We start from the raw sequence: 26,525 nt of genomic DNA, 5'->3' as shown, positions 1-26,525 counted from the left end.
GGTGGAGAGGGGCATCCCGTGGACGGCGCGGACGGTACGGATCTTGCGAACGGGACGGACGGCAGGGGCGGCGGACTGCGGGCCCACATCGGCTCGTTCACCTCGGGAGGCGGCCGCGGCATCACCTCCGCGGCCGTGGACCCGGCGACCGGTGCGCTGACCCTCCTCTCCGCCACCGACGCGGTCGCGGACCCCTCGTACCTCACCCTCGACCGGGACACCGGGGTGCTCTACGCGGTGAGCGAGACGGAGCAGGGTGCGGCCGCCGCCTTCCGGCCCACCCCCGAGGGCCTCACCGCCCTCGGCCCCGCCGTCCGCGTCGGCGGCTCCGGACCGACCCACCTCGGCGTGGCCGGGCGCCGGCTGCTGACCGCCAACTACACCTCCGGCAGCGTCAGCAGCCTCCCGCTCGCCGCGGACGGCAGCTTCTCCGGGCCGGCCTCGGTCCTCGCGCACGAGGGTTCGGGACCCGACGAGAGCCGCCAGGAACGGCCGCACGCCCACCAGGTGCTGCCCGATCCGAGCGGCCGCTGGGTGCTCAGCGTGGACCTCGGCACCGATTCGGTCCGGGTCTGCGCGCCGGACCCGGCCACCGGGGCGCTGCGCCTGCACGGCGAGACCGTGCTGCGTGCCGGGACGGGCCCGCGCCACCTCGCCTTCCACCCGGGCGGCGAGGTGGTCTACGTCCTGCACGAGCTGGAGCCGCAGCTGACCGTCTGCCGCTGGAACGCCGGCTCCGGGCAACTGGAACCGATCGATGAGGTTCCGGTCGCGTCCGCGGCCGTTTCAGGGGCCGTACGGGCCTACCCGTCGGCCGTGGTGCCCTCGCCCGACGGCCGCTTCGTGTGGGCGGCCGTGCGCGGCGCCGACGCCATCGCCACCCTCTCGCTCGCCGACGGGGCCGAGAGGCCGCGGCTGGTGGGCAGCGTGGACTGCGGCGGCAGCTGGCCGCGGGACCTGGCAGTCGACCCCTCGGGGCGCCGGCTGTACGCGGCCAACGAGCGCTCCGGGGACGTCACCTGGTTCGACGTCGACCCCCTGACCGGGCAGCCGCGCCGGGCCGGCTCGGTGGCGGTGCCGGCCGCGACCTGCGTGGTCTTCGTCTGATCCGACTGCCCGCAGCCCTGTACGCACGGACGAGGGCCCGCGCGCCGGGAGTTCGACCCCCGGGGGCGCGGGCCCTCGTCCGAGCGGACCTGTGCGGGATCAGTGGGCAGCGGCGCCCTGGGTGAGACCGAGCGCCGCGGAGTACTGGGTGACGACCAGCTTGCCCAGCGCCGAGTAGGCCCCGAGCACCTCGGCGGCCGCGCAGTCGGCCTCCTTGCAGGCCGTGTCCAGCAGCCCCTCGGCGGCTTCCGGGCCGATCAGGTAGGGGGCCAGCGCGAGCTGCGTCGAGCCCTCGCTGCGCAGCTGCTCGGCGACCGCGGCCACCGAGCCCTCCTGGTCGAGCGCGGCGGCCTTGACGGGCACCGCGAGGCGCGCGGCCAGCAGCATGCCGGTGACCGCGGCGGCCTGGACGGCCTCCTCGCCGCCGGTGGTGGCCACGATGATGCCGTCGGCGGCGGTGGTGACGGTGAACAGCCGGGCGCGGTCGGCGCGGGCCAGTCCGGCCTCGGAGAGCCGCACGTGCAGGCCCTCGGCGAGCAGCGGGTGCGGGCCGAGCACCTCGGCCAGCTCGGCGGCGGCCGAGGAGTCCATGACGGCCTGGCGCATCCGGCGCAGCAGGTCGGCGTCGGGGCCGGCCAGCAGCGGGACGACCACGGCGTCCGGGCCGGTCGGCGCGGGCACCTGGTGACCGGCGGCGCGGGCGAACTCCGCGCGAGCGACGCGCTCGGCCGCGACCGAGGTCAGCACGCGGGAGAGGGCCGGGAACTCGGAGCCCTCGGCGTCATCACCCTCGAGGAAGCCGATGCGGGCGTCCAGGCCCGGCAGCTCGGAGCGGCCGATGCTGACGATCTCTTCCGCCAGCCCACGGGAGGCGGCCGAAGGGGCACCGGGCACGGCGAGCACCAGCGCGGGCGCGCCCTCGGGCGCCACCGCGGGCTCGGGTCGGCGGTGCCGTCCGGCAGGGCGGGGTCGCGGCATTCGTACGGGCAGGCCATTCGCGGGCCCAGTGGGGGAGCTCATGGCGCCGCATGCTACTGGCTTATCGGAACCGAGTGTTCGGGCAGGGCCTCAACGGGCGGCTTCTGTCCGTATTTATCCGTGGAATGTCGTATACCGTTCAACAGAAAGACCAACCGAAAGATCAACCGGCGGCCGGAAGCTGCCAGTCCACCGGCTGGGCTCCCTGGCGGACCAGCAGGTCATTGGTCCTGCTGAACGGCCGCGAGCCGAAGAACCCGTTGGCGGCGGACATGGGCGAGGGGTGGACGGACTCCACCGCCGGCAACTCGCCGAGCAGCGGCCGCAGATTGCGGGCGTCCCGGCCCCACAGCACCGACACCAGGGGCTTCCCGCGCGCGGCCAGCGCCCGGATGGCCTGCTCGGTGACGGCTTCCCAGCCCTTGCCGCGGTGGCCCCCGGTCTTGCGCGGGGCGGTGGTCAGCGCGCGGTTCAGCAGCAGTACGCCCTGCCGGGTCCACGGGGTCAGGTCCCCGTTCGCCGGCCGGGGTACGCCCAGGTCCGCGTACAGCTCGCGGAAGATGTTGTCGAGGCTGGGCGGCCACGGGCTGACGTCGGGCGCCACCGAGAAGGACAGGCCCATCGCGTGCCCCGGGGTGGGGTACGGGTCCTGGCCGACGATGAGCACCTTCACCTCGTCGAAGGGCTGTTGGAAGGCGCGCAGTACGTTCGCCCCGGCGGGCAGGTACGTCCTCCCCGCCGCGATCTCGGCGCGCAGGAAGTCGCCCATCGCGGCGATCTGCGCCGTCACCGGCTCCAGAGCCCGGGCCCAGCCCGGCTCGACGATCTCGTTCAACGGTCGTGCTGCCACAGCGAGTCACTCTACTGGCCGATTCGGTGAGCGATGACCGCCGCCCGTACGCACAGGACGTCGGGCAGATGCCCGGCCAGCAGCTGCCAGCTGTCCCCGTCGTCGCCGCTGGCGTACAACTCGCCGTTGCGGTTGCCGAAGTAGACCCCCGCCGGGTCCGCGTCGTCCGTGCACAGGGCGTCCCGCAGCACCGTCCCGTAGTGGTCCCCGGCCGGCAGTCCGCGCGTGAGCGGCTCCCAGGTCGCGCCCGCGTCCTGCGTACGGAACACCCGGCACCGGTGCTCCGCCGGGACCCGGTCGGAGTCGGCGTTGAGCGGGAAGACGTACGCGGTGTCCGGCCGGTGCGGGTGCGCGGCCACCGCGAAGCCGAAGTCGGAGGGCAGGCCGGCGCCGATGTCGGTCCACCGCGCCCCGGCGTCGTCGCTGCGGTACACGCCCCAATGGTTCTGCAGGTACAGCCGCTTCCGGTCCCCGGCGTCCTGGGCGATCTTGTGCACGCACTGGCCGAACTCCGGATGCGGATCCGGCAGGAACACCGCCGAGACGCCTTCGTTGGACGGGGTCCAGCGGGCGCCGCCGTCCAGGGTCCGGAACACCCCGGCGGTGGAGACCGCCACCGTCACCCTGGCGGGGTCGGCCGGGTCCGTCAGCACCGTGTGCAGGCCCTCGCCGCCGCCGCCCGGCACCCAGCTCCCCCGGCTCGGGTGCTCCCACAGCGGGCGGACCAGCTCGAAGGACTCCCCGCGGTCCGTCGAGCGGAACAGCGCGGCCGGCTCCGTCCCGGCGTACACCACGTCCGGCGCCTCGGGGCCGGCCGGATGCAGCTGCCAGACCCGCTCCAGCGAGGCCCCGGTGTCCTTCGGGAACTTCACGGCGGGGGCTGCGGGCTCGTGCCAGCTCGCCCCCAGGTCGTCGGAGGTGAACACGGACGGCCCCCAGTGCGAACTGTCGGCGCCGACGAGCAGCCGGGGTACGGTTCCCCGCCGGTCGACCGCGACGGCGTAGACGGCCTGGGCGTTGAAATGGGGCCCGTCGAGCTCCCAGGCGCCGCCCCGCCTGCGGCCGATGAACAGGCCCTTGCGGGTCCCCGCGAGCAGGATCACTTCGGACATGGCCGACATGGCCGACACCTCCGGACTTCGCCGTCCCGGTCGCTGCGTACCGTTTCCAGCCAGTCTGCACCCGGCCGCCGACAGCGGCCGCTGCGCCGGTCCGCTGCGCCGAGCAGTCGGTCGCCATCGATCAACAGGCGTATCCAAAGGGTGGCTACTTGATCGTAGGAGGCCGATGGGGGTTGACTTCCACCTCTGCCACCGCACGCGAGAGGCAATACGTGGCCACCGAGCACCTGTCACCGCTCGACCTCGCCTTCTGGCGGATCGAATCCGCCGCCCATCCCATGCACCTCGGCGCCCTCGCGGTCTTCGAGGCCGCCCCGCGCGACACCCCCGGCGCCGGCCCCGACCCCGCCGTCCGCGCCGCCGCACTGCTCACCGCCCGCTGCGCTGCCGTCCCCGGCCTGCGCCGCCGCATCCACGACGTGCTGCTGCCGATCGGCGCCGCCGCCTGGTCGTCCGACGCGGACTTCGATCCCGCCCGGCACGTGTTCCTCGTCCGCACCCCCGACCCGCGGGCCGCCGCCGGGCCCCTGATGGCGCGGCCGCTGGACCGGGGCCGGCCGCCCTGGGAGGCGCACGTCCTGGCCGGGCCCGATCCGGGCTCCTTCGCGGTGCTCTTCAAGTTCCACCACGCCCTCGCCGACGGGCTCGGGGCCCTGGCGCTGGCGGCCCTGCTCTTCGACGAGGGTCCGACCGTACGGGGTCCCGCGCGACCGGTCCCGGCAGCGCGGCCCGCCGCCGGCTCCGCCCTGCGCGGCCTCCCCGGGATGCTGGCCGCCCGGGTCCAGGACGTCGGCCAGGCCCTGGAGATCGGCGCCTCCGTGGCCCGCGCCGGCCTGCCCCTCGGGGTCCCGGCGGCCCTGACGGCCGTCCCGGCGCAGACCGGCACCCGCGTGGTCGCCGGCCTGGCGCTCGACCTCGACGACGTCAACCGCATCCGGAAGGTCGCCGGAGGAACCGTCAACGACGTGCTGATCGCCCTGGTCGCGGGCGCCCTGCGGCGCTGGCTGCTGGGCCGCGGCGACCCGGAGCCCGAGGGTCCCGGCCCGCGCGCCCTGCTACCGGTATCCCGCCGCCGGCCCGGTGGTGCGGCGAAGTACGGCAACCGGCTCTCCGGCTACCTGCTCCGGCTCCCGCTCTCCGAAGCGGACCCGCTGCTGCGCCTGGACCGGGTGCGGCTCGGCATGGACCGCAACAAGGAGGCCGGACCCGCGCGCGGCGCCGGTGCCGTCGCCCTGCTCGCCGACCACGTCCACCCCCTCGGCCACCGGCTCGGCGGCCCGCTGGTAGCCCAGGCGGCCCGGCTGCTCTTCGACATCCTGGTCACGAGCGTCCCGCTGCCCGGCTTCACCTTCTCGCTCGGCGGCAGCCGGGTCCGCGAGGTCTATCCGCTGGCCCCGCTCGCCCGCGGCCACTCCCTCGCGGTCGCGGTCTCCACGTACAAGGGCACGGTCCACTACGGCCTGGTCGCCGACGCGGCCGCCGTGCCGGATCTGGCGGCCCTCGCGGAGGCGCTGCGCGCCGAGCTCGCCGAGCTTGTACGAGAGGTCTCGTAGTACGGGATGAATCGTAGTACGCTGACTCTCGTACAAGCCGCCGATCCGCGGCGTGCCCGGCCACCTCCGGAGAGTCCTTCATGAGTGCTGCCCCCATCGCCCCCGCCGCCCACGTCTCCGCCACCCACGCCGAGGCCCTCTTCGAGCCCTTCACCCTGCGCTCGGTCACCGCGCGGAACCGCATCTGGATGGCGCCGATGTGCCAGTACGTCGCCGAGGCCTCGGGTCCGGCCGCGGGCGTGGCCCACGCCTGGCACTTCGCGCACTACGCGGCCCGCGCGGTGGGCGGCACCGGCCTGATCCTCCAGGAGGCCACCGCCGTCTCCCCGGAGGGCCGGATCTCCCCGTACGACCTCGGCATCTGGAACGACACTCAGGTCGAGGCGCTGCGCCCGATCACCTCCTTCATCAAGGCCCAGGGCGCCGTCCCGGGCATCCAGATCGCCCATGCCGGGCGGAAGGCTTCGACCGGCCGGCCCTGGGAGGGCGGCGGATACGTCGGCCCCGAGGCGGACGGGTGGCTGCCGAGCGCCCCGAGCCCGGTGCCGTTCGCCGAGGGCGACCCGGTGCCGCACGAGCTGACGACCGCCGAGATCCACGAGATCACCGGGCAGTTCGCGGCCGCCGCGCGGCGCGCGCTGGCCGCCGGCTACGAGGTCGTCGAGATCCACGGCGCCCACGGCTACCTCATCGGCCAGTTCCTCTCCTCGCAGATCAACCGGCGCACCGACGAGTACGGCGGCTCCTTCGAGAACCGGGCCCGCTTCGCCCTCGAAGTCGTCGACGCCGTACGGGCGGTGTGGCCCGAGGAGCTGCCGCTGTTCTTCCGGGTCTCCGCCACCGACTGGCTGGAGGAGTCCGGCTGGACCTCCGAGGACACGGTCCGGCTGGCCGCGCTGCTCCAGGGCCGTGGGGTGGACCTGCTGGACGTGTCCACCGGCGGGATGGCCCCGAAGGCGAACATCCCGGCGGGGCCCGGCTTCCAGGTGCCGTTCGCGGCCGAGGTCAAGGCCCGGACCGGCCTCCCGGTGGCCGCCGTCGGGCTGATCACCGAGCCGGAGCAGGCCGGCGCGATCCTGGCGGACGGGCAGGCGGACGCGATTCTGCTCGGCCGCGAGCTGCTGCGCGACCCGTACTGGGCCCGCACCGCGGCCGCCGCACTGGGCGCCGAACGGGCCGCCGAGCCGGGCACCGGGGTACGGGTGCCCGTCTCGTACCACCGTGCCTGGTAGCCGCCGCGCTCGGCCGTACGCGTCCCCTCCGGCGGCAGTCGATGTACTACGGTGGTTCTCGTACGAACAGGGGAGCCGGACGAGACGAGGTCAGACGTGACGGATACGGCCACCACCCGTGCGCTCGCGCATCCCGGGCTCGCCGAGATCCGGCTCGAAGCGGTGCTGCACGCCCTGTCGGACCCGATCCGGCTGTCGATCGTGCGGGACCTCGCGGCCACGCCGGACGAGCTGGCGTGCTCGTACTTCGACCTGCCGGTCACCAAGTCGACGACCACGCACCACTTCCGCGTCCTGCGGGAGGCCGGTGTCGTCCGCCAGGTGTACCGGGGGACGGCGAAGATGAACGGCCTGCGCGGCGCGGAGCTGGAGAGCCTGTTCCCGGGGCTGCTCGACAGCGTGCTCGCGGCGGCCGCCGCCGAAGAGGCGCGCCTGGCGCGCTAGGGCCGGCCGGGCACGGGCCCGGGCTCAGGTGCCCGGGCCTGCGGTCGCCGCTGTCAGCAGGCCCGGCCAGTCCGGGATCTTCACCGAGCGGCGGCCCAGCGAGCGCCCGAGATCGGTCTCCGCCGTCTCGATGGCCAGCCAGCCCGGCCATTCCACCGGGTGCAGTCCCGCCGCCCGCAGCGCGTCCAGCGGGTCGCCCGGCAGCTCCCGACGGGCCAGCACCGCCGCGTCCTGGAGCAGCGAGGACGCCGTCTCCTTGGCGCAGGGCCGGTTGGTGCCGATCACCCCGGTCGGGCCGCGCTTGATCCAGCCCGCCACGTACTCGCCCACCGAGGCCCGGCCCTCGCGCAGCACCCGGCCCGCGGCGTGCGGAACCGTGGCCCTCACCGGGTCGAACGGCAGGCCCGGCAGCGGGACCCCCTGGTACCCCACCGAGCGCAGCACCAGCTGCGCCTCGATGTCCTCGTACGAGCCCGTCCCGGTGACCCCGCCGCGGCCGTCCGGGGCGGTCCGCTCGAAGCGCATCCCGGCGACCCGGCCGCCGGGGCCGGCCAGCACCTCCACCGGGCGCAGGTAGAACCGCAGGCCGATCCGGCGCTGCGCGCCGCCGGGGTCCTGCCCGGCCCAGCCGCGCAGCACCTCCAGGTTGCGCCGGGCCACCGCGGGCAGTGCGGCGGCCGCGTCCTGGTCGGCGTACGCGGGGTCGAGGGCCAGCTCGGCGGGGTCCACCACGGCCGCCACGCCCGGCAGCGTGCCCAGCTCCCGCAGCTCCTTGGTGGTGAACTTGCCCTGCGAGGGCCCGCGTCGGGCCACCATCGACACCGACTTCACACCGCTGTCCGCGAGCGCGCCCAGGGCCGGCTGCGGCATGTCGGTCGGGGCCAGTTCCTGTTCGCCCCGGGCCAGCATCCGCGTCACGTCCACGGCCACGTTGCCCGCCCCGACGACCACCGCCGAGCCCACCCCGGGCAGGTCGAAGGCCTCGGCCACTGCGTCCGGGTGGCCGCTGTACCAGGCGACGAAGGCCGTCGCGGAGTGCACCCCGGCCAGATCCTCGCCGGGGATGCCGAGCAACCGGTCGCGGGCGGCGCCCACGCAGTACACCACCGCGTGGTACAGCTCCAGCAGCCGTGCGGTGGACAGCTGGGCTCCGCCGACCTCGACGTTGCCGAGGAAGCGGATCCGCTCGTCCTCCAGCACGGTGCGCAGGCTGCCCTGGAGCGACTTGATCTTCTCGTGGTCGGGGGCCACCCCGTAGCGCACCAGCCCGTACGGCGCGGGCAGCCGGTCCAGCACGTCGACGCGGACGCCCGGCACCTCACGCTGCTGTACCAGGGTCTGAGCGGCGTAGACCCCGCTGGGGCCCGAACCGACGACGGCGACACGAAGCACGGCGGAGCTCCTCCCGCAGGTGCTCCCAGCATGCCACCGGGCCCGGCGGCCGTCAGCCCATCGCGCGCATCCGGTGGATCTCGGCGGTCTGGGTGGCCACCACCTCGTTGGCCATTTCCTCCACCGCGCCGTTGTTCCCGGAGGCCAGCGCCTCGCCCGCCATCTTGACGGCGCCTTCGTGGTGGGCGGTCATCAGGGTGAGGAAGAGCTTGTCGAACTCGGCGCCCTTCGCCCCGGCGAGCTGTTCGAGCTGCTGCCCGGTCGCCATGCCGGGCATCGCGCCGTGGTCGTGGCCGGCCGCCGGGACCCCGGAGGGTGCCGGGTAGCGCGCCAACCACTTCTCCATCGCGCCGATTTCGGGCTGCTGGGCGGCCGAGATCCGCTCGGCGAGCCGTTTGACCGCATCCGCCGAGGCCCGGTCCGGGGCCAGTGCGCTCATCGCGAGGGCCTGCCGGTGGTGTTCGATCATGTGCTGTACGTAGGCCCGGTCGGCCGCGTTGGGACCGTCGTCCGGCTGCCGCTTCGCGGCCTCCTCGGGGGAGAGGGTGCGGGCCCGCTCACCCGGTCTGCCGGGGGCGATGACCGCCGCGCCCCCGTTCTTCGCCCCGTCGCCGCCGTCCCCGCCGCGGCAGCCGGCCAGTGCGAGCAGGATCCCGGCGGCCACGGCCGCCGCGGTCGTTCGGCCGAGTAACCCTTTTGCCATGTCCATGAAGGGAACATACTGCCGGGGACCGCTCCAGTACCCCGGCGGGCACGTTCCCACCACGAGCGGAATCGACCGGACTCCCATGGGAGGGCGCAGTGACCTCGAAGCACACCACCAGAGTGCGGCACAGGAGTCTGGGGGCGGCCGTGGCCGCGGCCGGGCTGCTGACCACGTTGTTCGCGGCCGGTCCCGCGGCCGCCACCCCCGATCCCGGGGACTTATCGCCCGGCAGGGCTGCCACGCAGGGCGGCGACCCGGCGGCGGGCGGCCGCGCACTGGCCCCGGGCGAGATCCCCGGCCAGGACGAGATCGTGCACAGCGCCAACGTCAAGCACCTGACCAACATCCCGAGCACCTACCCGGGCGTCATCAACACCGACCTGGCCTTCCAGGGCAAGTACGCCTACGCCGGCAACTACAACGGCTTCACCATCTATGACATAGGCAACCCGAAGGCCCCGAAGACCGTCAGTCAGGTGCTCTGCCCCGGAGGCCAGAACGACGTCTCCGTCCAGGGGGACCTGCTCTTCCTCTCCACCGACTCCTCACGCAGCGACGACTCCTGCAACAGCGTCTCGCAGCCCGCGACGGAGAAGTCCTCGTGGGAGGGCATCAAGATCTTCGACATCAAGGACAAGAAGAACCCCAAGTACATCAAGTCCGTGGAGACCAACTGCGGCTCCCACACCCACACACTGGTGCCGGGCGAGCGCGACATCTACCTCTACGTGGCCTCGTACTCCCCGAACGAGGCGTTTCCCGACTGTCAGCCGCCGCACGACGGCATCTCCGTGATCAAGGTCCCGAAGAAGAACCCGACGCAGGCGGCGGTCGTCGCCTTCCCCGTCCTCTTCCCGGACGGCGGCAATCCGGGCGCGCCCACCAACCCCGGTGTCAGCAAGACCACCGGCTGCCACGACATCACCGTGCTGCCGTCGAAGAAGCTGGCCGCCGGTGCCTGCATGGGCGACGGCATCCTCTTCGACATCAGCAAGCCCGAGCAGCCTCGGGTCATCGACCGGGTGCAGGACAACGTGAACTTCGCGTTCTGGCACTCGGCGACCTTCAACGAGAAGGCCGACAAGGTGGTGTTCACCGACGAGCTGGGCGGCGGGGGCGGCGCCACCTGCAACGAGGCCACCGGCCCGAACCGCGGGGCCGACGGCATCTACGACATCACCGGCCGCGGCGACCAGCGCAAACTCGTCTTCCGCAGCTATTTCAAGATCCCGCGCATCCAGGCCGACACCGAGAACTGCGTGGCGCACAACGGCTCGCTGATCCCGGTCGGCGGCGGCCGCGACATCATGGTCCAGTCCTGGTACCAGGGCGGCGTCTCGGTATGGGACTTCACCGACTCCGCCCGGCCCAAGGAGATCGGCTACTTCGAACGCGGCCCGCTCACCACGGACCAGCTCGGACTCGGCGGGTCCTGGTCGGCGTACTACTACAACGGGTACGTCTACTCGAACGACATCGCCAAGGGCCTCGACGTGCTGCGGATCGACGACTGGCGCACCGAGAGCGCGAAGCGGGTGTGGATGGACCGGCTCAACGTGCAGACGCAGCCCGAGTACCACTGAGCCGGCTCAGCCCGCTGAGGGAAACGTTCCGCCGGGCGGTCCGCCGTCCGGCGGGAAGCCGAGCTCCCAGTCCAGCCCGTAGCGCTGGAACAGCTCCGCCCGCAGCCGCGCCAGCGGCATCGGGGCCCCCGGCAGCAGGACCGCGACCACCGCGCCCATCAGCAGCGCCCGCAGCAGCGGGTAGTCGGTGTCCACGTCCGCCGATCCGTACCGCGTGACCGTGTCCCGGAGCAGCTCCGCCAGCCGCTGCTGCTCCGGGCACTGGACGAACCCCTCGGCCTGGAGGATGCCCGCCATGTGTGTCCGCATCAGCAGCGGCTCGTCCCGGGCGAGCCCGAGGATCGCGTCGACGGCGCGGGCGAGCCGCTCGCGGCCGTCGTCGCTGCGCGGCTCGCGCTCCAGGGCCGAGCCCAGCGTCAGGTGCATCAGCCGGTGGACGGCCGACTGGAGCAGCTGCCGTTTGCCCGGGAAGTAGTACGAGACCAGGCCGCGGGCCGTGCCCGCCCGATCGGCGATGTCGCCGAGCGTCGTGGCCTCGTAGCCGCGTTCGGCGACGAGTTCGACCGTGGCCTGGAGCAGCCGCTCCCGGGAACGTCTGCGCAATTCTTCATTGACCGATGCGCTGCGCGGGGACATGCTTACTCCTGCGTTGACTGGCTCCCAGCCAATATACTCAGCGCACGGGGCCACCTGCTCTGGGTGACGCGGGGGATCACCCAGAGCAGGGACTTCCACACTCGGGGCAAGACGACTTTCGGCCTGCCGCCCGGACGGGCGGGATCAGGTCCGGTGGGATCAGGCGGGTGCGCTCAGGCGAGTGCGCTCAGACCCGGCATGAGGGCCACGACCAGCGGGACCGCCGGGACCAGTGTGGCCAGTGCGGTCAGCCGGAGCCGACGGCCCGCCGACAGCCGGGGCGCCGCCGACAGCAGCCGCCGCACCCGCTCCGACACGTGCGGCTGCGGACTCGGGTAGGCCCCGAACACCCCCCGGTCCTCGTTGAGCCCGACCAGCGCCAGCGCGATCGTCAGCCTCCCGAACCGTCGCGAGGCCACGTCGTCGGCGGCCAGTTCGACGAGCCGGTGCATCTCCGCCTCGAACGCCGCGAAGACCGGCACCTGCGGGAACCCGCCCGCCAGCGCCCGCGAGCAGTGCAGCAGCCAGTCGTGCCGGGCCTGCGCGTGCCCCTGCTCGTGCGCCAGTACGGCGTCCAGCTGACTCCCCTTGAGCCGTCCGAGCGCGGCCGTGGTCACCACCAGCTGCGGGGCCGCGCCCGGCAGCCACCACGCGTCGGGCCGCGTCCCCTCCAGGACGACGAGACGCGCCCCCGCCGGGTCCTCCCCGGGCAGCAGTGGCGCCCGTACGAGCAGCTCGGCGCCCTGCGCCCGGCGCCGGGCCCGGGCCCGCAGCACCTCCCGGGTCAGCCGGGCCCCGGTCCACAGCCCGCCGCCCGCCAGCGCCAGCGCGGTCCCCACGGCCCACGGGCCGCCGGTCGGGCCCAGCGCGTACGCGTCGACCACCCCGTGCGGGGCCGCCGCGAAGAGCCGGCCCCGGACCGCCAGCCAGGCGGCGGCCGCGCTCAGCAGCATCGACAGGGCGAGACACAGGAGCACCGCGCCCACCACGCACTGCCACACCCACAACGCGACGACGGGCTCCCGCTCGGGCCAGTCGGCCCGGGCCAGCAGACGGGGGGCGAGCACCGCGGTCAGGGCGCCGAGCAACAGGAGTGCGGCGGGGACCATCATGTCCACCAGCCTATGAGCGCGGGGCTACCTGCGGGTACGGCCTTTCGCGATTGGTGACGCAGGACACGTTTGCCCATCGGCTCCCCGAGCCTCACAGACTCAGCAACATCGCCAACATCCCCATTCCCATGGCGAGTCGGCACGCCCGCGTCAGCTCCGCGGCCTTCACGGGCGGCCCGCCCGCGACCGGCTGCGCACCCCCGCCCGCCGTCACCAGCCGGGCCCCGCCGAGCAGCACGTACCCCGCGAAATAGAGGAGCAGCGCCCCGGTGACGAGCGGCAGGCCCCCGCCGTGCCCGTGCCCGTCGGCCATCGTCAGCGCCATGTACGCCATGGCCAGCGAGCCGACCAGGTGGTGCGCGTGGTGCACCCCGCCCCGCAGCAGCCACAGCGCGTGCAGCGCGGCCCCGCAGAACACGGCCAGCAGGATCCCGGGCCCCCACGGCCCGATGCCCGGGGGCACGGCCATCGCCGCCATCCCGAACGCCATCAGCGCCTCGCCCGCCGCCCCGCCGCGTGCCTCCCGCTCCGATCTGCGCACCCGCCACAGGCAGTACGCACCGCTCACGGCACACAGCAGTACGAGGAGCCAGGCGGAGAGGGAAGCGGAAAGTGACATCGCGGGACCGTGCACGGCGGAACCTCCCGGTTCGTCGGCGTCACGGGAAGAGATGCCCAGGCCCGGATGTCCGCACGCCGCTCCGGGTTAGGCTCTCCTTGCCGCACCGGGCATGTCATATGCCACCGAGCAGAACGGGAGCACCCGATGTCGACCGCCCACCCCACCGCCCTGAACTTCCGCAGTGCCGTGGAGACGGACGTACCTGAACTGGTGATCCTGGTCGAATCGGCCTACCGCGGGGACGCCAGCCGCGCGGGCTGGACCACCGAGGCGGACTACCTGGACGGGCAGCGCACCGACCCCGACGGGGTCCGCGCGATCATCGACTCCGCCGACAGCGTCCTGCTCGTCGTCGAGCGCGCCGGCGAGCTCGTCGCCTGCTGCCAGCTCGAACACCGGGGCGACCATGCCTACTTCGGGATGTTCGCGGTCCGCCCGGGGCTGCAGGGCGGCGGCCTCGGCAAGGAGATACTCGCCGAGGCCGAGCGCCGCGCCCGCGAGACGTGGGGCGCCAAGGAGATGCGGATGACGGTGGTGAACGTACGGGAGGAGCTCATCGCCTACTACGTGCGCCGCGGATACCGGCGCACCGGCGAACTGAGCCCCTTCCCCTACGGCGACGAGCGCTTCGGCGTCCCGCTCCGCGACGACCTGGCCTTCGAACTGCTGGTCAAGCCGTTGTAGTACGCAGCGGGAGCCGCCGTCAGGCGATGAACCGGCCCGTGCTGCGGATCTCCGGGAAGTCGGTTGACGCGCCGTCCAGTTCGAGCGCCCGCGCCACCCGCAGCTGTTGCAGGGTGTTGACGGTCCAGCCGGTCACCCGCAGCCCGGCCGCGTGGACCGACTCCACCGTGTCCAGGGTGAGCTCGCGGATGTTCAGGGCGGCGGTGTGCGCACCGACGGCCAGCGCCCGGTCCACGATGGTCCTTCGGTGCCCGAGGTGCCGGTCCGCGTACAGGCAGCTGCGCACTCCCGGCAGCAGCCGGGCCGCCTCGGCGAGCGCCTCGTCGCTGAAGGAGGCCACCTCCACCCGTGCGCCCAGGTCGCGGCGCAGGACCAGCTCCGCCAGCGCCGCCGCGGTCGGCCCGTCCTGGACCGACACCTGGAGCGGGGTCCGGACCGCGTCCAGGACCTCCTCGAAGACCGGTACGCGCTCGCCCCGGCCGGCGTCCAGCTCGCGCAGCGCGGCCAGGGTCAGGTCGGCGACGGCTCCGGAGCCGTCGGTGGTGCGGTCCACCTCGGCGTCGTGCAGGACGACGAGCACGCCGTCCTTGCTCAGCTGCAGATCCAGCGCGATGACGTCCATCCCGGAACGTTCCGCGCGGACGAACGACCGCAGGGTGTTCTCCGGTTCGACACCCATGACCCCGCGGTGACCGATGGTGAGGAAAGTCAAGGTTCTCTCGCTTCCGTCGACGGCGGCTCGCCGCACGGTCGCGGTGTCCCTACCGGCCGGGCGGTGAGGACGCATGCTAGTGCGCCGGGGATGCGATGGGACCGCCCGTGCAGCGCCCGGAACGGGGCCTTCGGCCGGTTCCCGCCAGGGCTGTACGCCGCCGAGCGCGCCGCGGCGGCCCTGCCGCGTCACCCGGGCGTGGGCGCGTCCCCGCTGCCTTGACGATCCGCGGCCAGGGCTCCGGCCGAGGTCCCCGTACCGGCCGGGTCCAGCTCCGCCAGATCGGCCAGCAGGGCCTCGCCCAACTCCAGTTCGGCCAGGTGCTGCCGCTCGCTCCAGCGCAGCGCGAGCGCGGGGAAGGCCCACTCCGGTACGTCGTCCGCCTGCGCCATGGCCTCCCGTACGGCGGCCAGTTCGTCCCGGGTGTGCTCCAGGTGGTCGCCGACCATCGCGCGCAGCAGCTCCGGCTCGGCGAGGTGGCCGAGCCAGATCCGCAGCAGCAGCCCGTGCTTGAGCACCGGGGGTCCGGCCTCCGCGGTGTCCGAGGCCCAGCCGGCGAGGGCCGCGCGTCCCGCATCGGTGATGGCGTAGCGGCGCTTGGCCCGCGCCTCCTCCGGCCCCGAGCGGGCGGAGGCCGCGTACCCGAGCTCCTCCAGCCGGCGCAGTTCGGCGTAGATCTGGCTGATGGCCGGGGACCAGTAGAAGAAGCGCAGGGAGGAGTCCGCCCACTTCTTCAGCTCGTACCCGGTGCGCTCCCCGGGGAAGGACAGCAGCCCGAGCACGGCCCACGCGGTCGCCGGTAGGTCTTGCTTCTTCGACGTCTGACTACTAGTCATATTCCGAATTGAAGTAAGGCCGGGCACGGGACGCAACCCTGGAGGCATCGTGAAATTCTCCGTGATCTTCGAAGCTCAGCTCGCCGACCCGACCGTGGAGCGGGAGCACCAGGTCATCCACGACTGCGTGGAGCAGGCCGTGCTCGCCGAGCAGATGGGATTCGACCGGATCTGGGCCGTCGAGCACCACTCCCTGAAGTGGTACGCGCACATGTCGGCGCCCGAGGTCTTCCTCACCTGGGTCGCGGCCCGGACGCACACCATACGCATCGGCCACGGGGTCGTCTGCATGCCCTTCAACTTCAACCACCCGGTCCGGGTGGCCGAGCGGGCCGCCATGCTCGACCTGCTCTCCGGCGGCCGCCTCGACCTGGGCGCCGGGCGCGGCGGCACCGAGCAGGAGACCTCCCTGTGCGGGGTCGACCGGGAGCGCACCACGCAGGAGGTGGAGGAGGCGCTGCGGATCATCGGCAAGGCCTGGCAGGAGGAGGAGCTGGAGTACCACGGAGAGCTGATCGACATCGACCCGCACCCGATCCTGCCGCGGCCGCGCCAGACCCCGCATCCGCCGCTGTTCCTGGCGTGCAGCCGCGCCGAGACCCTCGTACAGGCCGCCGAACTGGGCGTCGGGGCCCTGGTGATGGGCTTCGCCGGGCCGGAGTCCATCGCCAGGATGCGAGCCGTGTACGACGGGGCGGTGGCCGGCCGGGACGGCACGCGCTTCGTCTCCACCGCGGTCAACGACCACTTCTCGGTGCTCTGCCCGACCGTCGTGCTCGACGATCCGGCCGAGGCGCGCCGGATCGGCATCCGCGGCCAGCGGTTCTTCGCCCAGTCCATCGGCCACTGGTACGGCGGCGCCGGCGTCCCGGACGAGGCCGTGGTCGCGGGTGCCGACGAGGCGACGGAGATGCGCCGGGCGGCCGAGCAGGTGGTGGCCCGGCTGCACGAGCAGGCCATACCGGTGCGGCCCACCTCGACGGCGACCTTCCACGCCGATCACGCGTACGGGAGCGCCGACGACGCCATCGCGTACGTGCAGCGGCTCAAGGAGGCGGGTGCGGACGAGATCATGTGCCTGATCCAGATGGGCACGGTGCCGCAGGAGGCCTGCCTGGAAACCCTGCGGCAGTGGGGCGAGAAGGTCATCCCGCACTTCCGCACCGCCTGAGTGACGGACGTCACCCGTCGGCCCCGCGGGCACCCGCCCGCGGGGCCGACGGGTGCGGTTGGCGGTGCGCGAAAGGGGCGAAGCGCTCGCAGGGACGGTGGACGGCGGGAAGAATTACGGTGTCCATGGGGGTCGCGCAGGATAATTTCCCGCACAGCCCCTTGAGCAGGAGGGGCCCGCACCCATACGCTGTGTTGACGCGAGGTTCTCCTGTGGAGGAAGTGACATGACGGAAATTCTTGTGCCGGGTTCTGGCGGTGCGGTGATAGCCGCCGGTGCGCGGGTGGTCGACCACCCGGCGTGGCCCGAGCTCAAGGCCGCCGTGGAGGAGATCCGCCCCTGGCAGGCCAAGGACGGCTCGATCGACTTCGAGGCCGCGGACGCCCCGGCTCCGACCGAGGTCGCAGCAGCCGTCGAGCAGGTGATCGCCGCCGTGGAGACCCTGTCGCCGCTGCTGCCGCACGCCACCGCGTACCACCGCGCGCTCGTCTCCGACCTGCGCAAGTGGGTGGCGGACGGCTTCAAGGTGCCGGACTTCCTGGACTCCCTGCTGGCCTTCCACCCGGCCGCCGAGCGCGCCGACGGGCTCCAGCACCTGGTCGTCTTCCCCATGTACACGCAGAACGGCAACCTCGACCGCAACTTCGAGGCCGTCGTCCTGAAGATGGTGTGGCCCGAGTGGCTCTCCGAGCTGGAGCGCACCCGGTACGACAACCCGCTCTTCCTCGGCATCACCTTCGAGGACTTCACCCCGGGCTACGACACGCACTCCGCCGTGCTCTTCCCGGAGACCATCGCAGTCCGCGAGGCCCCCGAGCGCTTCACCTGGGGCGGCATCTTCTGCGACCGCGAGGCCGCCCGCTACCGCAAGGTCACCGAGGCCGCCGTCGACATCCTGGGCATCGAGCTGCCCGAGGACATCGCCCGCATGGTCGAGGACCAGGAGCGCTGCGAGAAGGCCTTCGTCCTGTGGGACATGGTCCACGACCGCACCCACAGCCACGGCGACCTGCCGTTCGACCCCTTCATGATCAAGCAGCGCCAGCCGTTCTGGATGTACGGCCTGGAGGAGCTGCGCTGCGACCTCACCGCCTTCAAGGAGGCCGTGAAGCTGGAGTCCGAGGGCAACGAGCACGGCCGCGACGTGCAGTACGCCGTCCTCTTCGACCGGATGTTCCGCTTCCCGGTCTCCGGTGACCGCAACCGCAACTACGACGGCCTCGGCGGCCAGCTGCTCTTCGCGTACCTCCACAAGCACGACGTCGTGCGCTGGACGGACAACAAGCTGAAGATCGACTGGATGCGCGCCCCGCAGGTCACCAACCAGCTGTGCGCCGAGATCGAGGACCTCTACCGGGCCGGCATCGACCGCCCGAAGCTCGTCCACTGGTTCAAGGCGTACGAGCTCGTCTCCACCTACCTCGCCCCTCACCCGGGCTCCAAGTGGGCCAAGGGCCCCGACGCCCTCGACCTGACGCAGCCGCCGCGCAAGCTCGTCGACGACGTGCTTCCCGACGAGTTTCCGCTGAGCATGTTCTATGAGGCGCTCGCCAAGAAGCTCAAGGGAGTGATCGCCTCCACGAAGGGCATCACTGCAGTGAACGCCGATTCGGCCGAGCGGGTCGCCGCGTGAGCGCTCGCGCACAGGAGGCTGCACAGATGAACAGCGCTGGAAAGTCCGGGAACGGCAAGCTCCAGGGTGCCGTCGTGGCGGTCGCCGGGGCCGGCGGCCCCGCCGGTCGCGCCGCCCTGATCCGCCTCGCCGAGGCCGGTGCCGTGGTCGTCGCGGCCGACGCCGACCCGACGCGCCTCGCGGAGTCCGTGGACGCGGCCCGCTACGCCCACGGCGGCGCCACCGTCACCGGTGACACCGTGGACCTGCTCGACCTCGCGGCCACCAAGGCCTGGGCCGAGCGGACCGAGAAGGAGTTCGGCCGGATCGACGGGGTCGTCCACCTCGTCGGCGGCTGGCGCGGCAGCAAGACCTTCACCGACGTGGACCTCGCGGACTGGGACTTCCTGGAGAAGCTCCTGATCCGCACCGTCCAGCACACCTCGCTCGCCTTCCACGACGGGCTGCTGCGCAGTGACCGCGGCCGCTACGTCCTGATCAGCCAGTCCGGCGCGCACAAGCCGGTCGCCAACAACGCCGCGTACAACGCAGGCAAGGCGGCCGCCGAGGCCTGGACGCTCGCCCTCGCCGACTCCTTCCGCAAGGCGGGGGGCGAGGACGGCCCGGGCGCCGCGGCTGCGATCCTGGTGATCAAGGCACTGGTGCACGACGCGATGCGCGCCGAGCGCCCCAATGCGAAGTTCGCGGGCTTCACCGACGTCAAGGAGCTGGCCGAGGCCATCGCCGGCGTCTGGGAGCGGCCCGCCATCGATGTGAACGGACAGCGTCTGTGGCTCACTCCGCAACCGTGAAGACCGATGCCCACCGCCACCACGATCCGGCGGTGCGCGGATTCGCGAGCGACAACTACGCGGGGGTCCATCCGGAGATCCTGGAGGCCCTCGCCCTGGCCAACGGCGGCCACCAGGTCGCCTACGGCGAGGACGAGTACACCGAGCACCTGCAGAAGATCATCCGCAGCCACTTCGGCCCGTACGCGGAGGCCTTCCCGGTCTTCAACGGCACCGGCGCGAACGTCACGGCCCTCCAGGCCCTGACGGACCGCTGGGGTGCGGTGATCTGCGCCGAGTCGGCGCACATCAACGTCGACGAGGGCGGCGCCCCGGAGCGGATGGCCGGGCTCAAGCTGCTCACCGTCCCGACCCCGGACGGCAAGCTCACCCCCGAGCTCATCGACCGGCAGGCCTGGGGCTGGGAGGACGAGCACCGGGCGATGCCGCAGGTCGTCTCGATCACCCAGAACACCGAGCTCGGCACGGTCTACACGCCGGACGAGATCCGGGCGATCTGCGAGCACGCGCACGCCCACGGCATGAAGGTCCACCTCGACGGGGCCCGCATAGCCAACGCCGCGGCCTCGCTCGACGTGCCGATGCGCACGTTCACCAACACGGTGGGCGTGGACGTGCTGTCCTACGGCGGCACCAAGAACGGCATGATGTTCGGCGAGGCCGTGGTGGTCGTCAACCCGGACGCGGTCCGGCAGATGAAGCACATCCGCAAGATGTCGATGCAGCTCGCGTCCAAGATGCGGTTCGTATCGGTACAGCTGGAGGCGCTGCTCGCCAAGGACCTGTGGCTGCGCAACGCCCGGCACGCCAACGCGATGGCGCAGCGGCTGGCGGCGGGGGTGCGCGAGACCGACGGGGTGGAGATCCTCTACCCGGTGCAGGCCAACGCGGTGTTCGCGAAGCTGCCGCAGGAGGTGTCGCGGCGGCTGCAGAAGCGCTACCGCTTCTACTTCTGGGACGAGGCAGCCGGCCACGTGCGCTGGATGTGCGGCTTCGACACCCAGGAGGAAGACGTGGACGGCTTCCTCCAGGCGCTGAAGGAAGAGCTGTCCCGCTGAAGATCTGAATAGATATACCCCTGACCGCAAATTCATTGATTTGCGGTCGGGGGTATGCCTATGCTCCGGGCCATGCAGCTGATCCCGCAAAGCCCGGATGTGCACGCCTATCTGGCGGCAGATGAGGTCATCGACCACGACCACCCGCTCGTGGAGGAGACCGCCGACGCCCTCTGGGCCGCCACCGGCGACGCATACTCATACGCCAAGGCCGCCTTCGAGTTCGTCCGCGACACCATCCCGCACTCCGCCGACTCCGGGGATCTGCGCGTCTCCTGGCGCGCCTCGGACGTGCTGCGCACCCGCAACGGCATCTGCTTCGCCAAGTCCCATGCGCTGGTCGCCCTGTTGCGAGCCCGGGGCATCCCGGCCGGCCTCTGCTACCAGCGGCTCACCGACGACGACGGCTCGAACCCCGTCGTGCACGGGCTGATCGCCCTCCGGTTGCCGGGGGCCGCGGACTGGGCCCGCCAGGACCCGCGGGGCAACAAGCCCGGCGTGGACGCCCGGTTCGCGCTGGACACCGAGCAACTCGCCTTCCCTGTGCGCCCCGGGCTCGGTGAGGTCGACTACCCCGAGCTGTACGCCGCTGCGCACCCCGCCGCGCTGGCGGCCCTCCAGGGGTCCGCCGATCGGCCGGAGCTGTGGCGCAACCTCCCGACGGAGATAGGAAAGTTTCCTGTCGGATGACGTTGTCAACTTGGCATGCCCATGAGTACTTTCGGCGGCAGAACATCCCCCGTTCCCCCCACCCCGAACGGAAGGTGCTCCATGCGCTACGGAGTTCCCACAGCTCTGGCCGCCCTGGCACTCGGCCTGACCGCGGCCCTGACCCTCACCCCCACCGCCCAGGCCGGGCCCCCGCCGGCTCCCGCTCCCGCCGCAGCCGCCGCTCCGGCGCAGTTCGCGCACCCCGGAGTCCTGAGCAGCCGTGCCCAGCTGGACTTCGTACGCACGAAGGTGCAGGCGGGGGAGCAGCCGTGGAAGTCGGCGTTCGACGCGATGCTCGCCAGCCCGTACGGCTCGCAGTCGCGTACGCCCCAACCGCGCGCCGTCGTCGAGTGCGGCTCGTACTCGAACCCGGACAACGGCTGTTCCGAGGAGCGCGAGGACGCCATCGCCGCGTACAGCGACGCCCTCGCCTGGTACATCACCCGGGACGCCAAGTACGCGAAGAAGTCGATCGAGCTGATGGACGCCTGGTCCGCGAAGATCAAGGACCACACCAACACCAACGCCCCGCTGCAGAGCGGCTGGGCGGGCTCCACCTGGCCGCGCGCCGCCGAGATCATCAAGCACACGTACACCGGCGGCTGGCCGAACCAGGGGCGCTTCGCCACCATGCTGCGCGACGTCTACCTGCCCGAGGTCATCAACGGGAAGCCGAACAGCAACGGCAACTGGGAACTGATCATGATGGACGCCGCCATCGGCATCTCGGTCCATCTCGACGACCGCGCGAGCTACGACAAGGCGATGGCGATCTACCTAGGCCGGGTCCCGGCGTACTTCTACCTCGCCTCGGACGGGGCGCAGCCCGCGTACCCGCCGCGCTCGACCATCGACACCAAGAGCGAGCTGATCGACTACTGGCAGGGCCAGAGCACCTTCGTGGACGGGCTCGCCCAGGAGACCTGCCGGGACTTCGGCCACACCGGGATGGCGATCGCCGCGACCATGCACGTCGCGGAGACCTCGCGGATCCAGGGACGCGACCTGTACCCGCAGTTCAAGGACCGGTTCCGGTACGCGCTCGGCTTCCACGCCCAGTACGAACTCGGCGCGAAGGTGCCGTCCTGGCTGTGCGGCGGGAGCGTGACGAAGGGCATCGGCCCGGCCACCGAGGTCGGCTACAACGCCCTGCACACGCGCCTGGGCGTCAGCATGGAGAACACCCGCAAGCTCACCGAGGGGCGGCGCCCGGCGGGCACCGAGAACCACTTCGAGGCATGGGAGACGCTGACCCACGCCGAGAACCCGAACTGACGATCGGGCTCGACCAGCACGCCGGCACGCCGGCACGAGACCGCGGCCCCGCCGTGAACAGCGGGGCCGCACGATCACCCGACCTGATGGTGCGGGATCAGCCCGCTTCCTTGACCTGGGCGGCCGTCGGCGCGGTGCCGCCCAGGTGCGCCGGCAGCCACCAGGTGTCTTCGGGGCCCTTGGGCTTGCCCGGGTAGGCGCTCTGCGCGGCGTCGAGCAGCTCCTGCACCCGCTCGCGCAGGCGGCGCGTGATGGCCCCGGCGTACTGGTCGGTGGGCGCCTCGATGGGCTCGCCGACCCGCATCGTCACCGGGATGTGGCTGCGCTTGAGGTTCTTCGGGCGGCCCTTGGTCCACAGCCGCTGGGTGCCCCACAGCGCCACCGGGATCAGCGGGACGCCGGCCTCCTGGGCCATGCGCGCGGCGCCCGACTTGAAGCTCTTGAGGGTGAACGACTGGGAGATCGTCGCCTCCGGGAACACGCCGATGATCTCGCCCGCGCGCAGCGAGTCGAGGGCGTGCTGGTAGGCCGTCTCACCCTGCTTGCGGTCGACCGGGATGTGCTTCATCGCGCGCATCAGCGGACCGGACACCTTGTGGCGGAACACCGACTCCTTCGCCATGAAGCGGACCAGGCGCTTCTGCGGCCGCGCGGTCAGGCCGGCGAAGATGAAGTCGAGGTAGCCGATGTGGTTCGACACGAGAACCGCCCCGCCCTTGCGCGGGATGTTCTCCGTGCCCTTCATGTCGATGCGGATGTCCAGCGCCCTGAAGAGGGTGTGGGCGGCGCCGATCACCGGAGGATAGACGAGCTCAGCCATGAGGGGGAGACCCCGCTTTCTGCCTGGGGAGGTGCTCCCGGCCGGAAGTTACGGCTGCGTAGGTACGCTGCCCTTGGGGATCGTGCCCCATACGCGGGCTGCTGGCCAGCCCAGACGACCGTGCCCGAGGAGATTCTCGTCACGCCGGGAATGCGGCGCGTAGCCGGGGCGCTCGGATCACCGTACGAACGCAGTTCAATGATGCGGCAACGAGGTCCGCGGCGACGGGAGCAGGGGTGCACGGGGACGAGGACGGGCAGGTCACGGGCCTGGTACGGCTGGGCGCGGCGCAACTGGGCGCACCGCTCGGGCGCCGGGCCAGCCTGGTGCAGTTCTCCAGCGCGTTCTGCCAGCCCTGCCGGGCCACCCGGCGGATCCTCGCCGACGTGGCCGGCCTGGTCGACGGCGTCGAGCACATCGAGATCGACGCTGAGGCCCGTCTGGAGCTGGTGCGCGCCCTCTGCATCGAGAAGACGCCCACCGTGCTCGTCCTCGACGCCGGGGGCCGGATCGTGCGGCGCGCGGTGGGGATGCCGCGCAAGGCGGACGTGATCGCCGCGCTGGGCGCCGCGGTATGACGGGCACGGCGGCCGGCCCGATGACCGGACCGATGGCCCGCCTGATGACCGGCGCGCCGGTGCACGCGCCCGCACGCAGCGTGACGCGCCTCGCATCTGCCCGATGCGGCTTGACTGTGTACACGGGAGATCGCCAGGCTGGCGGCATGCGGTATGAACTCCTGCTTTACGGGCGGGTCCACGTGGACCTCGTCCGCTACGCGAGCGCGCGTTGTCAGGGCCACTGAACGAACCCGGTCCCCGACCCGATCCCATCGCGCCCGTGTCCGCCGCCTCCGCGGCAGAAGGAAGCACCTCCATGACGGCCCCGACCGCCTCCACCGTCCCCACCGCCGACTCCGGCCGGCCCGGCTCGCCCGACCTGCTGCGCTCTGTCTTCCGCCGGCATGCCGCGGGAGTGGCCGTGATCACCGCCGAGGACGGCGGCCGCCCGGTCGGGTTCACCGCGACCTCGCTCAACTCGGTCTCCGCCGATCCTCCACTGCTGTCCTTCACCATCGCCACGGGGGCCTCCAGCTGGCCCGCGATACGCGACTCCGAGCACCTCGGCGTCCACATACTCGGCGAGCACCAGCAGGACCTCGCGGGCCTGTTCGCCCGCAGCGGAGCCGACCGGTTCGGGCCCGGCACGGGCTGGGCCCCGGGTCCGTACGGGGTTCCGGTGCTGGACGACGTACTGGCGTGGCTGGTGTGCCGCGTGGTGGCGCGCGTGCCGGCCGGGGCGCACCGGGTGATCATCGCGGAGGCGGTGACCGGGGACCCGGCCGGGGAAGGCCGGCCGCTGCTGTACCACCAGGGTCGCTTCAACGCGCTGCGCGACTGAATCGTCCCTGCTGGGGCGGGTTCGGGCGGCGTTGGACAGATCACAGTTCACCGGCCTTGCCACCGTGGAGCACCCACGGTGTACTGACGAGTAACATTCCCTTCGGAGCGCGGGCCGCCCCGACCGGGATCCGCCCGACAAGGCGCCTATGCTGCCTGCACAAGGCGGTATCAGAAAAAAGACGATGCGGTAGGAGAGCCGGCGTGAGCCTGAGGATCGTTGTCTGTGTGAAGTACGTGCCCGACGCCACCGGCGACCGGCACTTCGCCGATGACCTGACGGTCGACCGCGACGACGTCGACGGTCTGCTGTCGGAGCTCGACGAGTACGCCGTCGAGCAGGCGCTGCAGATCGCCGAAGACGCCGACGACGCCGAGATCACCGTCCTGACGGTGGGCCCCGAGGACGCCAAGGACGCGCTGCGCAAGGCGCTGTCCATGGGCGCCGACAAGGCCATCCACGTCGAGGACGACGACCTGCACGGCAGCGACGTCATGGGCACCTCGCTGGTGCTCGCCAAGGCGATCGAGAAGGCCGGCTACGACCTGGTCATCACCGGCATGGCTTCGACCGACGGCACCATGGGCGTGCTCCCGGCGATCCTGGCCGAGCGTCTGGGCGTCCCGCAGGTCACCCTGCTCTCCGAGGTCAAGGTCGAGGACGGCACCGTGACGGGCCGCCGCGACGGTGACTCCGCGAGCGAGCAGCTGGAGGCCTCCCTCCCGGCGCTCGTCTCCGTGACGGACCAGTCGGGCGAGGCCCGCTACCCCTCCTTCAAGGGCATCATGGCCGCCAAGAAGAAGCCGGTGGAGTCCTGGGACCTGGAGGAGCTGGAGATCGAGTCGGACGAGGTCGGCCTCGAGGGCTCCTGGACCGCGGTCGACTCCGCGACGCAGCGCCCGGCCCGCACCGCCGGCACGATCGTCAAGGACGAGGGCGAGGGCGGCAAGTCGCTGGCCGAGTTCCTGGCCGGCCAGAAGTTCATCTAAGAGCTTCGGTCACCTCTGTTAGCCCCCAGATACTTCGCAATCGCAGGAGAGCAGTCCCATGGCTGAAGTTCTCGTCTACGTCGACCACGCGGACGGTGCCGTCCGCAAGCCCACCCTCGAGCTGCTGACGCTGGCCCGCCGCATCGGCGAGCCCGTCGCCGTCGCCCTCGGCGCCGGTGCCGAGGCCACCGCCGCCGTGCTCGCCGAGCACGGTGCGGTCAAGGTCCTGACCGCCGACGCACCCGAGTTCACCGAGTACCTCGTCGTACCGAAGGTGGACGCGCTCCAGGCCGCGTACGACGCCGTCTCCCCGGCCGCCGTGCTCGTCCCCTCCTCCGCCGAGGGCAAGGAGATCGCCGCCCGCCTGGCGGTCCGCATCGGCTCCGGCATCATCACCGACGCCGTCGACCTGGAGGCCGGTGACGAGGGCCCGGTCGCGACGCAGGCCGCCTTCGCCGCGTCCTTCACCACCAAGTCCCGTGTCTCCAAGGGCACCCCGGTCATCACCGTCAAGCCGAACTCGGCTCCGGTCGAGGCCGCCCCGGCCGCCGGCACCGTCGAGGCGCTCGCCGTCACCTTCGGCGCCCTGGCCACCGGCACCAAGGTCGTCTCCCGCACCCCGCGCGAGTCGACCGGCCGCCCCGAGCTGACCGAGGCCGCGATCGTGGTCTCCGGCGGCCGCGGCGTCAACGGCGCCGAGAACTTCCACATCATCGAGGAGCTCGCGGACTCCCTCGGTGCCGCCGTCGGCGCCTCGCGCGCCGCCGTCGACGCCGGCTGGTACCCGCACTCCAACCAGGTCGGCCAGACCGGCAAGTCGGTCTCCCCGCAGCTGTACATCGCCTCCGGCATCTCGGGCGCGATCCAGCACCGCGCCGGCATGCAGACCTCGAAGACCATCGTGGCCATCAACAAGGACGCCGAGGCCCCGATCTTCGACCTGGTCGACTACGGCGTGGTCGGCGACCTCTTCGCGGTCGTCCCGCAGCTGACCGAGGAGATCAAGGCCCGCAAGGGCTGACCTGCGTCGATGCTGTGACTCGGGGCCGCGTGGTGACACTCACCACGCGGCCCCGAGGTGTTTCCTGCAACCATTGACTAGACAAGA

At 72.3% G+C, this 26,525-nt stretch carries 28 protein-coding genes; 17 read left to right on the top strand and 11 right to left on the bottom strand.

The annotated features are described in order from the left end of the window. Positions 1-18 precede the first annotated feature (18 nt). Positions 19-1,107, top strand: coding sequence for a lactonase family protein (locus OG509_RS06245; RefSeq protein ID WP_406180792.1), 1,089 nt, complete (start codon positions 19-21; stop codon positions 1,105-1,107). Positions 1,108-1,206: 99 nt separating this feature from the next. Here OG509_RS06245 and OG509_RS06240 read toward each other — a convergent pair whose 3' ends face one another. The 3 genes from OG509_RS06240 to OG509_RS06230 form a co-directional block, all read right to left on the bottom strand. Beyond that, the gene (locus OG509_RS06240; RefSeq protein WP_406180791.1) at positions 1,207-2,127 is read right to left on the bottom strand and encodes a sirohydrochlorin chelatase; all 921 of its coding nucleotides are present in this window, start codon (positions 2,125-2,127) and stop codon (positions 1,207-1,209) included. Positions 2,128-2,248: 121 nt separating this feature from the next. Continuing rightward, on the bottom strand, positions 2,249-2,935 hold the full coding sequence (locus tag OG509_RS06235) for a uracil-DNA glycosylase (RefSeq protein WP_406180790.1): 687 nt from the start codon (positions 2,933-2,935) through the stop codon (positions 2,249-2,251). Positions 2,936-2,946: 11 nt separating this feature from the next. Further along, a complete protein-coding gene (locus OG509_RS06230; RefSeq protein ID WP_406187484.1) occupies positions 2,947-4,047 on the bottom strand; it encodes a WD40/YVTN/BNR-like repeat-containing protein in 1,101 nt (366 codons plus the stop codon). Between the two features lie 221 nt (positions 4,048-4,268). On the opposite strand from OG509_RS06230, the gene OG509_RS06225 reads away from it, so the two are divergent. The 3 genes from OG509_RS06225 to OG509_RS06215 all read left to right on the top strand — a co-directional run bounded on the left by OG509_RS06225 (position 4,269) and on the right by OG509_RS06215 (position 7,285). After that, positions 4,269-5,609, top strand: coding sequence for a wax ester/triacylglycerol synthase family O-acyltransferase (locus OG509_RS06225; RefSeq protein ID WP_406187483.1), 1,341 nt, complete (start codon positions 4,269-4,271; stop codon positions 5,607-5,609). 80 nt (positions 5,610-5,689) lie between these two features. Continuing rightward, entirely contained in the window at positions 5,690-6,841 is a 1,152-nt protein-coding gene (locus OG509_RS06220; RefSeq protein WP_406180789.1) for an NADH:flavin oxidoreductase/NADH oxidase, read from the top strand. A 96-nt stretch (positions 6,842-6,937) separates the two neighbouring features. Beyond that, the gene (locus OG509_RS06215) at positions 6,938-7,285 is read left to right on the top strand and encodes an ArsR/SmtB family transcription factor (protein WP_406180788.1); all 348 of its coding nucleotides are present in this window, start codon (positions 6,938-6,940) and stop codon (positions 7,283-7,285) included. Positions 7,286-7,309: 24 nt separating this feature from the next. Here the strand turns inward: OG509_RS06215 and OG509_RS06210 are convergent, their stop codons facing one another. After that, positions 7,310-8,677, bottom strand: a complete 1,368-nt coding sequence (locus OG509_RS06210; protein ID WP_406180787.1) for an FAD-dependent oxidoreductase — start codon at positions 8,675-8,677, stop codon at positions 7,310-7,312. 52 nt (positions 8,678-8,729) lie between these two features. Then, positions 8,730-9,386, bottom strand: a complete 657-nt coding sequence (locus tag OG509_RS06205) for a DUF305 domain-containing protein (RefSeq protein ID WP_406180786.1) — start codon at positions 9,384-9,386, stop codon at positions 8,730-8,732. Positions 9,387-9,478: 92 nt separating this feature from the next. On the opposite strand from OG509_RS06205, the gene OG509_RS06200 reads away from it, so the two are divergent. After that, the gene (locus tag OG509_RS06200) at positions 9,479-10,966 is read left to right on the top strand and encodes an LVIVD repeat-containing protein (protein ID WP_406180785.1); all 1,488 of its coding nucleotides are present in this window, start codon (positions 9,479-9,481) and stop codon (positions 10,964-10,966) included. A 6-nt stretch (positions 10,967-10,972) separates the two neighbouring features. Here the strand turns inward: OG509_RS06200 and OG509_RS06195 are convergent, their stop codons facing one another. From OG509_RS06195 to OG509_RS06185, 3 genes are all read right to left on the bottom strand, one after another. Then, entirely contained in the window at positions 10,973-11,602 is a 630-nt protein-coding gene (locus tag OG509_RS06195; RefSeq protein WP_385583840.1) for a TetR/AcrR family transcriptional regulator, read from the bottom strand. Positions 11,603-11,775: 173 nt separating this feature from the next. Further along, positions 11,776-12,714, bottom strand: a complete 939-nt coding sequence (locus OG509_RS06190; RefSeq protein WP_385583843.1) for a M56 family metallopeptidase — start codon at positions 12,712-12,714, stop codon at positions 11,776-11,778. A 91-nt stretch (positions 12,715-12,805) separates the two neighbouring features. Then, positions 12,806-13,333 (bottom strand): DUF5134 domain-containing protein, encoded by a 528-nt coding sequence (locus OG509_RS06185; protein ID WP_406180784.1) that lies wholly within the window; start codon positions 13,331-13,333, stop codon positions 12,806-12,808. Positions 13,334-13,480: 147 nt separating this feature from the next. Between OG509_RS06185 and OG509_RS06180 the strand changes: the two genes are divergently transcribed. Beyond that, on the top strand, positions 13,481-14,020 hold the full coding sequence (locus OG509_RS06180) for a GNAT family N-acetyltransferase (RefSeq protein ID WP_385583848.1): 540 nt from the start codon (positions 13,481-13,483) through the stop codon (positions 14,018-14,020). A 19-nt stretch (positions 14,021-14,039) separates the two neighbouring features. On the opposite strand, the gene OG509_RS06175 is transcribed toward OG509_RS06180, so the two are convergent. Both OG509_RS06175 and OG509_RS06170 read right to left on the bottom strand, forming a co-directional pair. Further along, the gene (locus OG509_RS06175; RefSeq protein WP_406180782.1) at positions 14,040-14,732 is read right to left on the bottom strand and encodes a glycerophosphodiester phosphodiesterase; all 693 of its coding nucleotides are present in this window, start codon (positions 14,730-14,732) and stop codon (positions 14,040-14,042) included. A gap of 188 nt (positions 14,733-14,920) precedes the next feature. Continuing rightward, complete coding sequence (locus OG509_RS06170) at positions 14,921-15,568, bottom strand: helix-turn-helix transcriptional regulator (RefSeq protein WP_406180781.1); 648 nt, start codon at positions 15,566-15,568, stop codon at positions 14,921-14,923. Between the two features lie 49 nt (positions 15,569-15,617). Between OG509_RS06170 and OG509_RS06165 the strand changes: the two genes are divergently transcribed. The 6 genes from OG509_RS06165 to OG509_RS06140 all read left to right on the top strand — a co-directional run bounded on the left by OG509_RS06165 (position 15,618) and on the right by OG509_RS06140 (position 22,207). Then, positions 15,618-16,739, top strand: a complete 1,122-nt coding sequence (locus OG509_RS06165) for an LLM class flavin-dependent oxidoreductase (protein ID WP_406180780.1) — start codon at positions 15,618-15,620, stop codon at positions 16,737-16,739. 226 nt (positions 16,740-16,965) lie between these two features. Continuing rightward, positions 16,966-18,372, top strand: a complete 1,407-nt coding sequence (locus tag OG509_RS06160; RefSeq protein ID WP_406180779.1) for a DUF6421 family protein — start codon at positions 16,966-16,968, stop codon at positions 18,370-18,372. A 26-nt stretch (positions 18,373-18,398) separates the two neighbouring features. Further along, positions 18,399-19,163, top strand: a complete 765-nt coding sequence (locus OG509_RS06155) for an SDR family NAD(P)-dependent oxidoreductase (protein WP_406180778.1) — start codon at positions 18,399-18,401, stop codon at positions 19,161-19,163. Further along, positions 19,160-20,221, top strand: coding sequence for a threonine aldolase family protein (locus tag OG509_RS06150; RefSeq protein WP_406180777.1), 1,062 nt, complete (start codon positions 19,160-19,162; stop codon positions 20,219-20,221). The genes OG509_RS06155 and OG509_RS06150 overlap by 4 nt, the downstream gene beginning before the upstream one ends. A 72-nt stretch (positions 20,222-20,293) precedes the next feature. Further along, positions 20,294-20,911 carry a transglutaminase family protein gene (locus tag OG509_RS06145; RefSeq protein WP_406180776.1) on the top strand — a complete coding sequence of 206 codons (618 nt, stop codon included), beginning with the start codon at positions 20,294-20,296 and terminating at the stop codon, positions 20,909-20,911. A gap of 81 nt (positions 20,912-20,992) precedes the next feature. Beyond that, on the top strand, positions 20,993-22,207 hold the full coding sequence (locus OG509_RS06140; RefSeq protein WP_406180774.1) for an alginate lyase family protein: 1,215 nt from the start codon (positions 20,993-20,995) through the stop codon (positions 22,205-22,207). A 97-nt stretch (positions 22,208-22,304) separates the two neighbouring features. Here OG509_RS06140 and OG509_RS06135 read toward each other — a convergent pair whose 3' ends face one another. Next, positions 22,305-23,027 carry a lysophospholipid acyltransferase family protein gene (locus OG509_RS06135; RefSeq protein ID WP_385583872.1) on the bottom strand — a complete coding sequence of 241 codons (723 nt, stop codon included), beginning with the start codon at positions 23,025-23,027 and terminating at the stop codon, positions 22,305-22,307. 236 nt (positions 23,028-23,263) lie between these two features. Between OG509_RS06135 and OG509_RS06130 the strand changes: the two genes are divergently transcribed. The 5 genes from OG509_RS06130 to OG509_RS06110 all read left to right on the top strand — a co-directional run bounded on the left by OG509_RS06130 (position 23,264) and on the right by OG509_RS06110 (position 26,438). Continuing rightward, positions 23,264-23,605, top strand: a complete 342-nt coding sequence (locus OG509_RS06130; protein ID WP_406180773.1) for a thioredoxin family protein — start codon at positions 23,264-23,266, stop codon at positions 23,603-23,605. After that, a complete protein-coding gene (locus tag OG509_RS06125; protein ID WP_406180771.1) occupies positions 23,602-23,832 on the top strand; it encodes a putative leader peptide in 231 nt (76 codons plus the stop codon). The genes OG509_RS06130 and OG509_RS06125 overlap by 4 nt, the downstream gene beginning before the upstream one ends. 71 nt (positions 23,833-23,903) lie before the next feature. Further along, entirely contained in the window at positions 23,904-24,428 is a 525-nt protein-coding gene (locus tag OG509_RS06120) for a flavin reductase family protein (protein WP_406180769.1), read from the top strand. Between the two features lie 203 nt (positions 24,429-24,631). Continuing rightward, positions 24,632-25,417, top strand: coding sequence for an electron transfer flavoprotein subunit beta/FixA family protein (locus OG509_RS06115; RefSeq protein WP_078988286.1), 786 nt, complete (start codon positions 24,632-24,634; stop codon positions 25,415-25,417). 58 nt (positions 25,418-25,475) lie between these two features. Continuing rightward, positions 25,476-26,438 (top strand): electron transfer flavoprotein subunit alpha/FixB family protein, encoded by a 963-nt coding sequence (locus tag OG509_RS06110; protein WP_053689933.1) that lies wholly within the window; start codon positions 25,476-25,478, stop codon positions 26,436-26,438. The last annotated feature ends 87 nt before the right edge of the window (positions 26,439-26,525 follow it).

The sequence above is a fragment of the Streptomyces sp. NBC_01006 genome (assembly GCF_045162725.1).
In the GTDB taxonomy this organism is placed as follows: domain Bacteria; phylum Actinomycetota; class Actinomycetes; order Streptomycetales; family Streptomycetaceae; genus Streptomyces.
This window is presented reverse-complemented; position numbering and strand designations above follow the sequence as displayed.

Bases quoted from the DNA above. Each gene is read 5' to 3' on its own strand.
- OG509_RS06190 (WP_385583843.1), bottom strand. From the start codon at position 12,714: ATGATGGTCCCCGCCGCACTCCTGTTGCTCGGCGCCCTGACCGCGGTG.
- OG509_RS06240 (WP_406180791.1), bottom strand. From the start codon at position 2,127: ATGAGCTCCCCCACTGGGCCCGCGAATGGCCTGCCCGTACGAATGCCG.
- OG509_RS06195 (WP_385583840.1), bottom strand. From the start codon at position 11,602: ATGTCCCCGCGCAGCGCATCGGTCAATGAAGAATTGCGCAGACGTTCC.
- OG509_RS06155 (WP_406180778.1), top strand. From the start codon at position 18,399: ATGAACAGCGCTGGAAAGTCCGGGAACGGCAAGCTCCAGGGTGCCGTC.
- OG509_RS06205 (WP_406180786.1), bottom strand. From the start codon at position 9,386: ATGGACATGGCAAAAGGGTTACTCGGCCGAACGACCGCGGCGGCCGTG.
- OG509_RS06125 (WP_406180771.1), top strand. From the start codon at position 23,602: ATGACGGGCACGGCGGCCGGCCCGATGACCGGACCGATGGCCCGCCTG.
- OG509_RS06220 (WP_406180789.1), top strand. From the start codon at position 5,690: ATGAGTGCTGCCCCCATCGCCCCCGCCGCCCACGTCTCCGCCACCCAC.
- OG509_RS06160 (WP_406180779.1), top strand. From the start codon at position 16,966: ATGACGGAAATTCTTGTGCCGGGTTCTGGCGGTGCGGTGATAGCCGCC.
- OG509_RS06110 (WP_053689933.1), top strand. From the start codon at position 25,476: ATGGCTGAAGTTCTCGTCTACGTCGACCACGCGGACGGTGCCGTCCGC.
- OG509_RS06185 (WP_406180784.1), bottom strand. From the start codon at position 13,333: ATGTCACTTTCCGCTTCCCTCTCCGCCTGGCTCCTCGTACTGCTGTGT.
- OG509_RS06145 (WP_406180776.1), top strand. From the start codon at position 20,294: ATGCAGCTGATCCCGCAAAGCCCGGATGTGCACGCCTATCTGGCGGCA.
- OG509_RS06120 (WP_406180769.1), top strand. From the start codon at position 23,904: ATGACGGCCCCGACCGCCTCCACCGTCCCCACCGCCGACTCCGGCCGG.
- OG509_RS06140 (WP_406180774.1), top strand. From the start codon at position 20,993: ATGCGCTACGGAGTTCCCACAGCTCTGGCCGCCCTGGCACTCGGCCTG.
- OG509_RS06230 (WP_406187484.1), bottom strand. From the start codon at position 4,047: ATGTCCGAAGTGATCCTGCTCGCGGGGACCCGCAAGGGCCTGTTCATC.
- OG509_RS06135 (WP_385583872.1), bottom strand. From the start codon at position 23,027: ATGGCTGAGCTCGTCTATCCTCCGGTGATCGGCGCCGCCCACACCCTC.
- OG509_RS06170 (WP_406180781.1), bottom strand. From the start codon at position 15,568: ATGACTAGTAGTCAGACGTCGAAGAAGCAAGACCTACCGGCGACCGCG.
- OG509_RS06180 (WP_385583848.1), top strand. From the start codon at position 13,481: ATGTCGACCGCCCACCCCACCGCCCTGAACTTCCGCAGTGCCGTGGAG.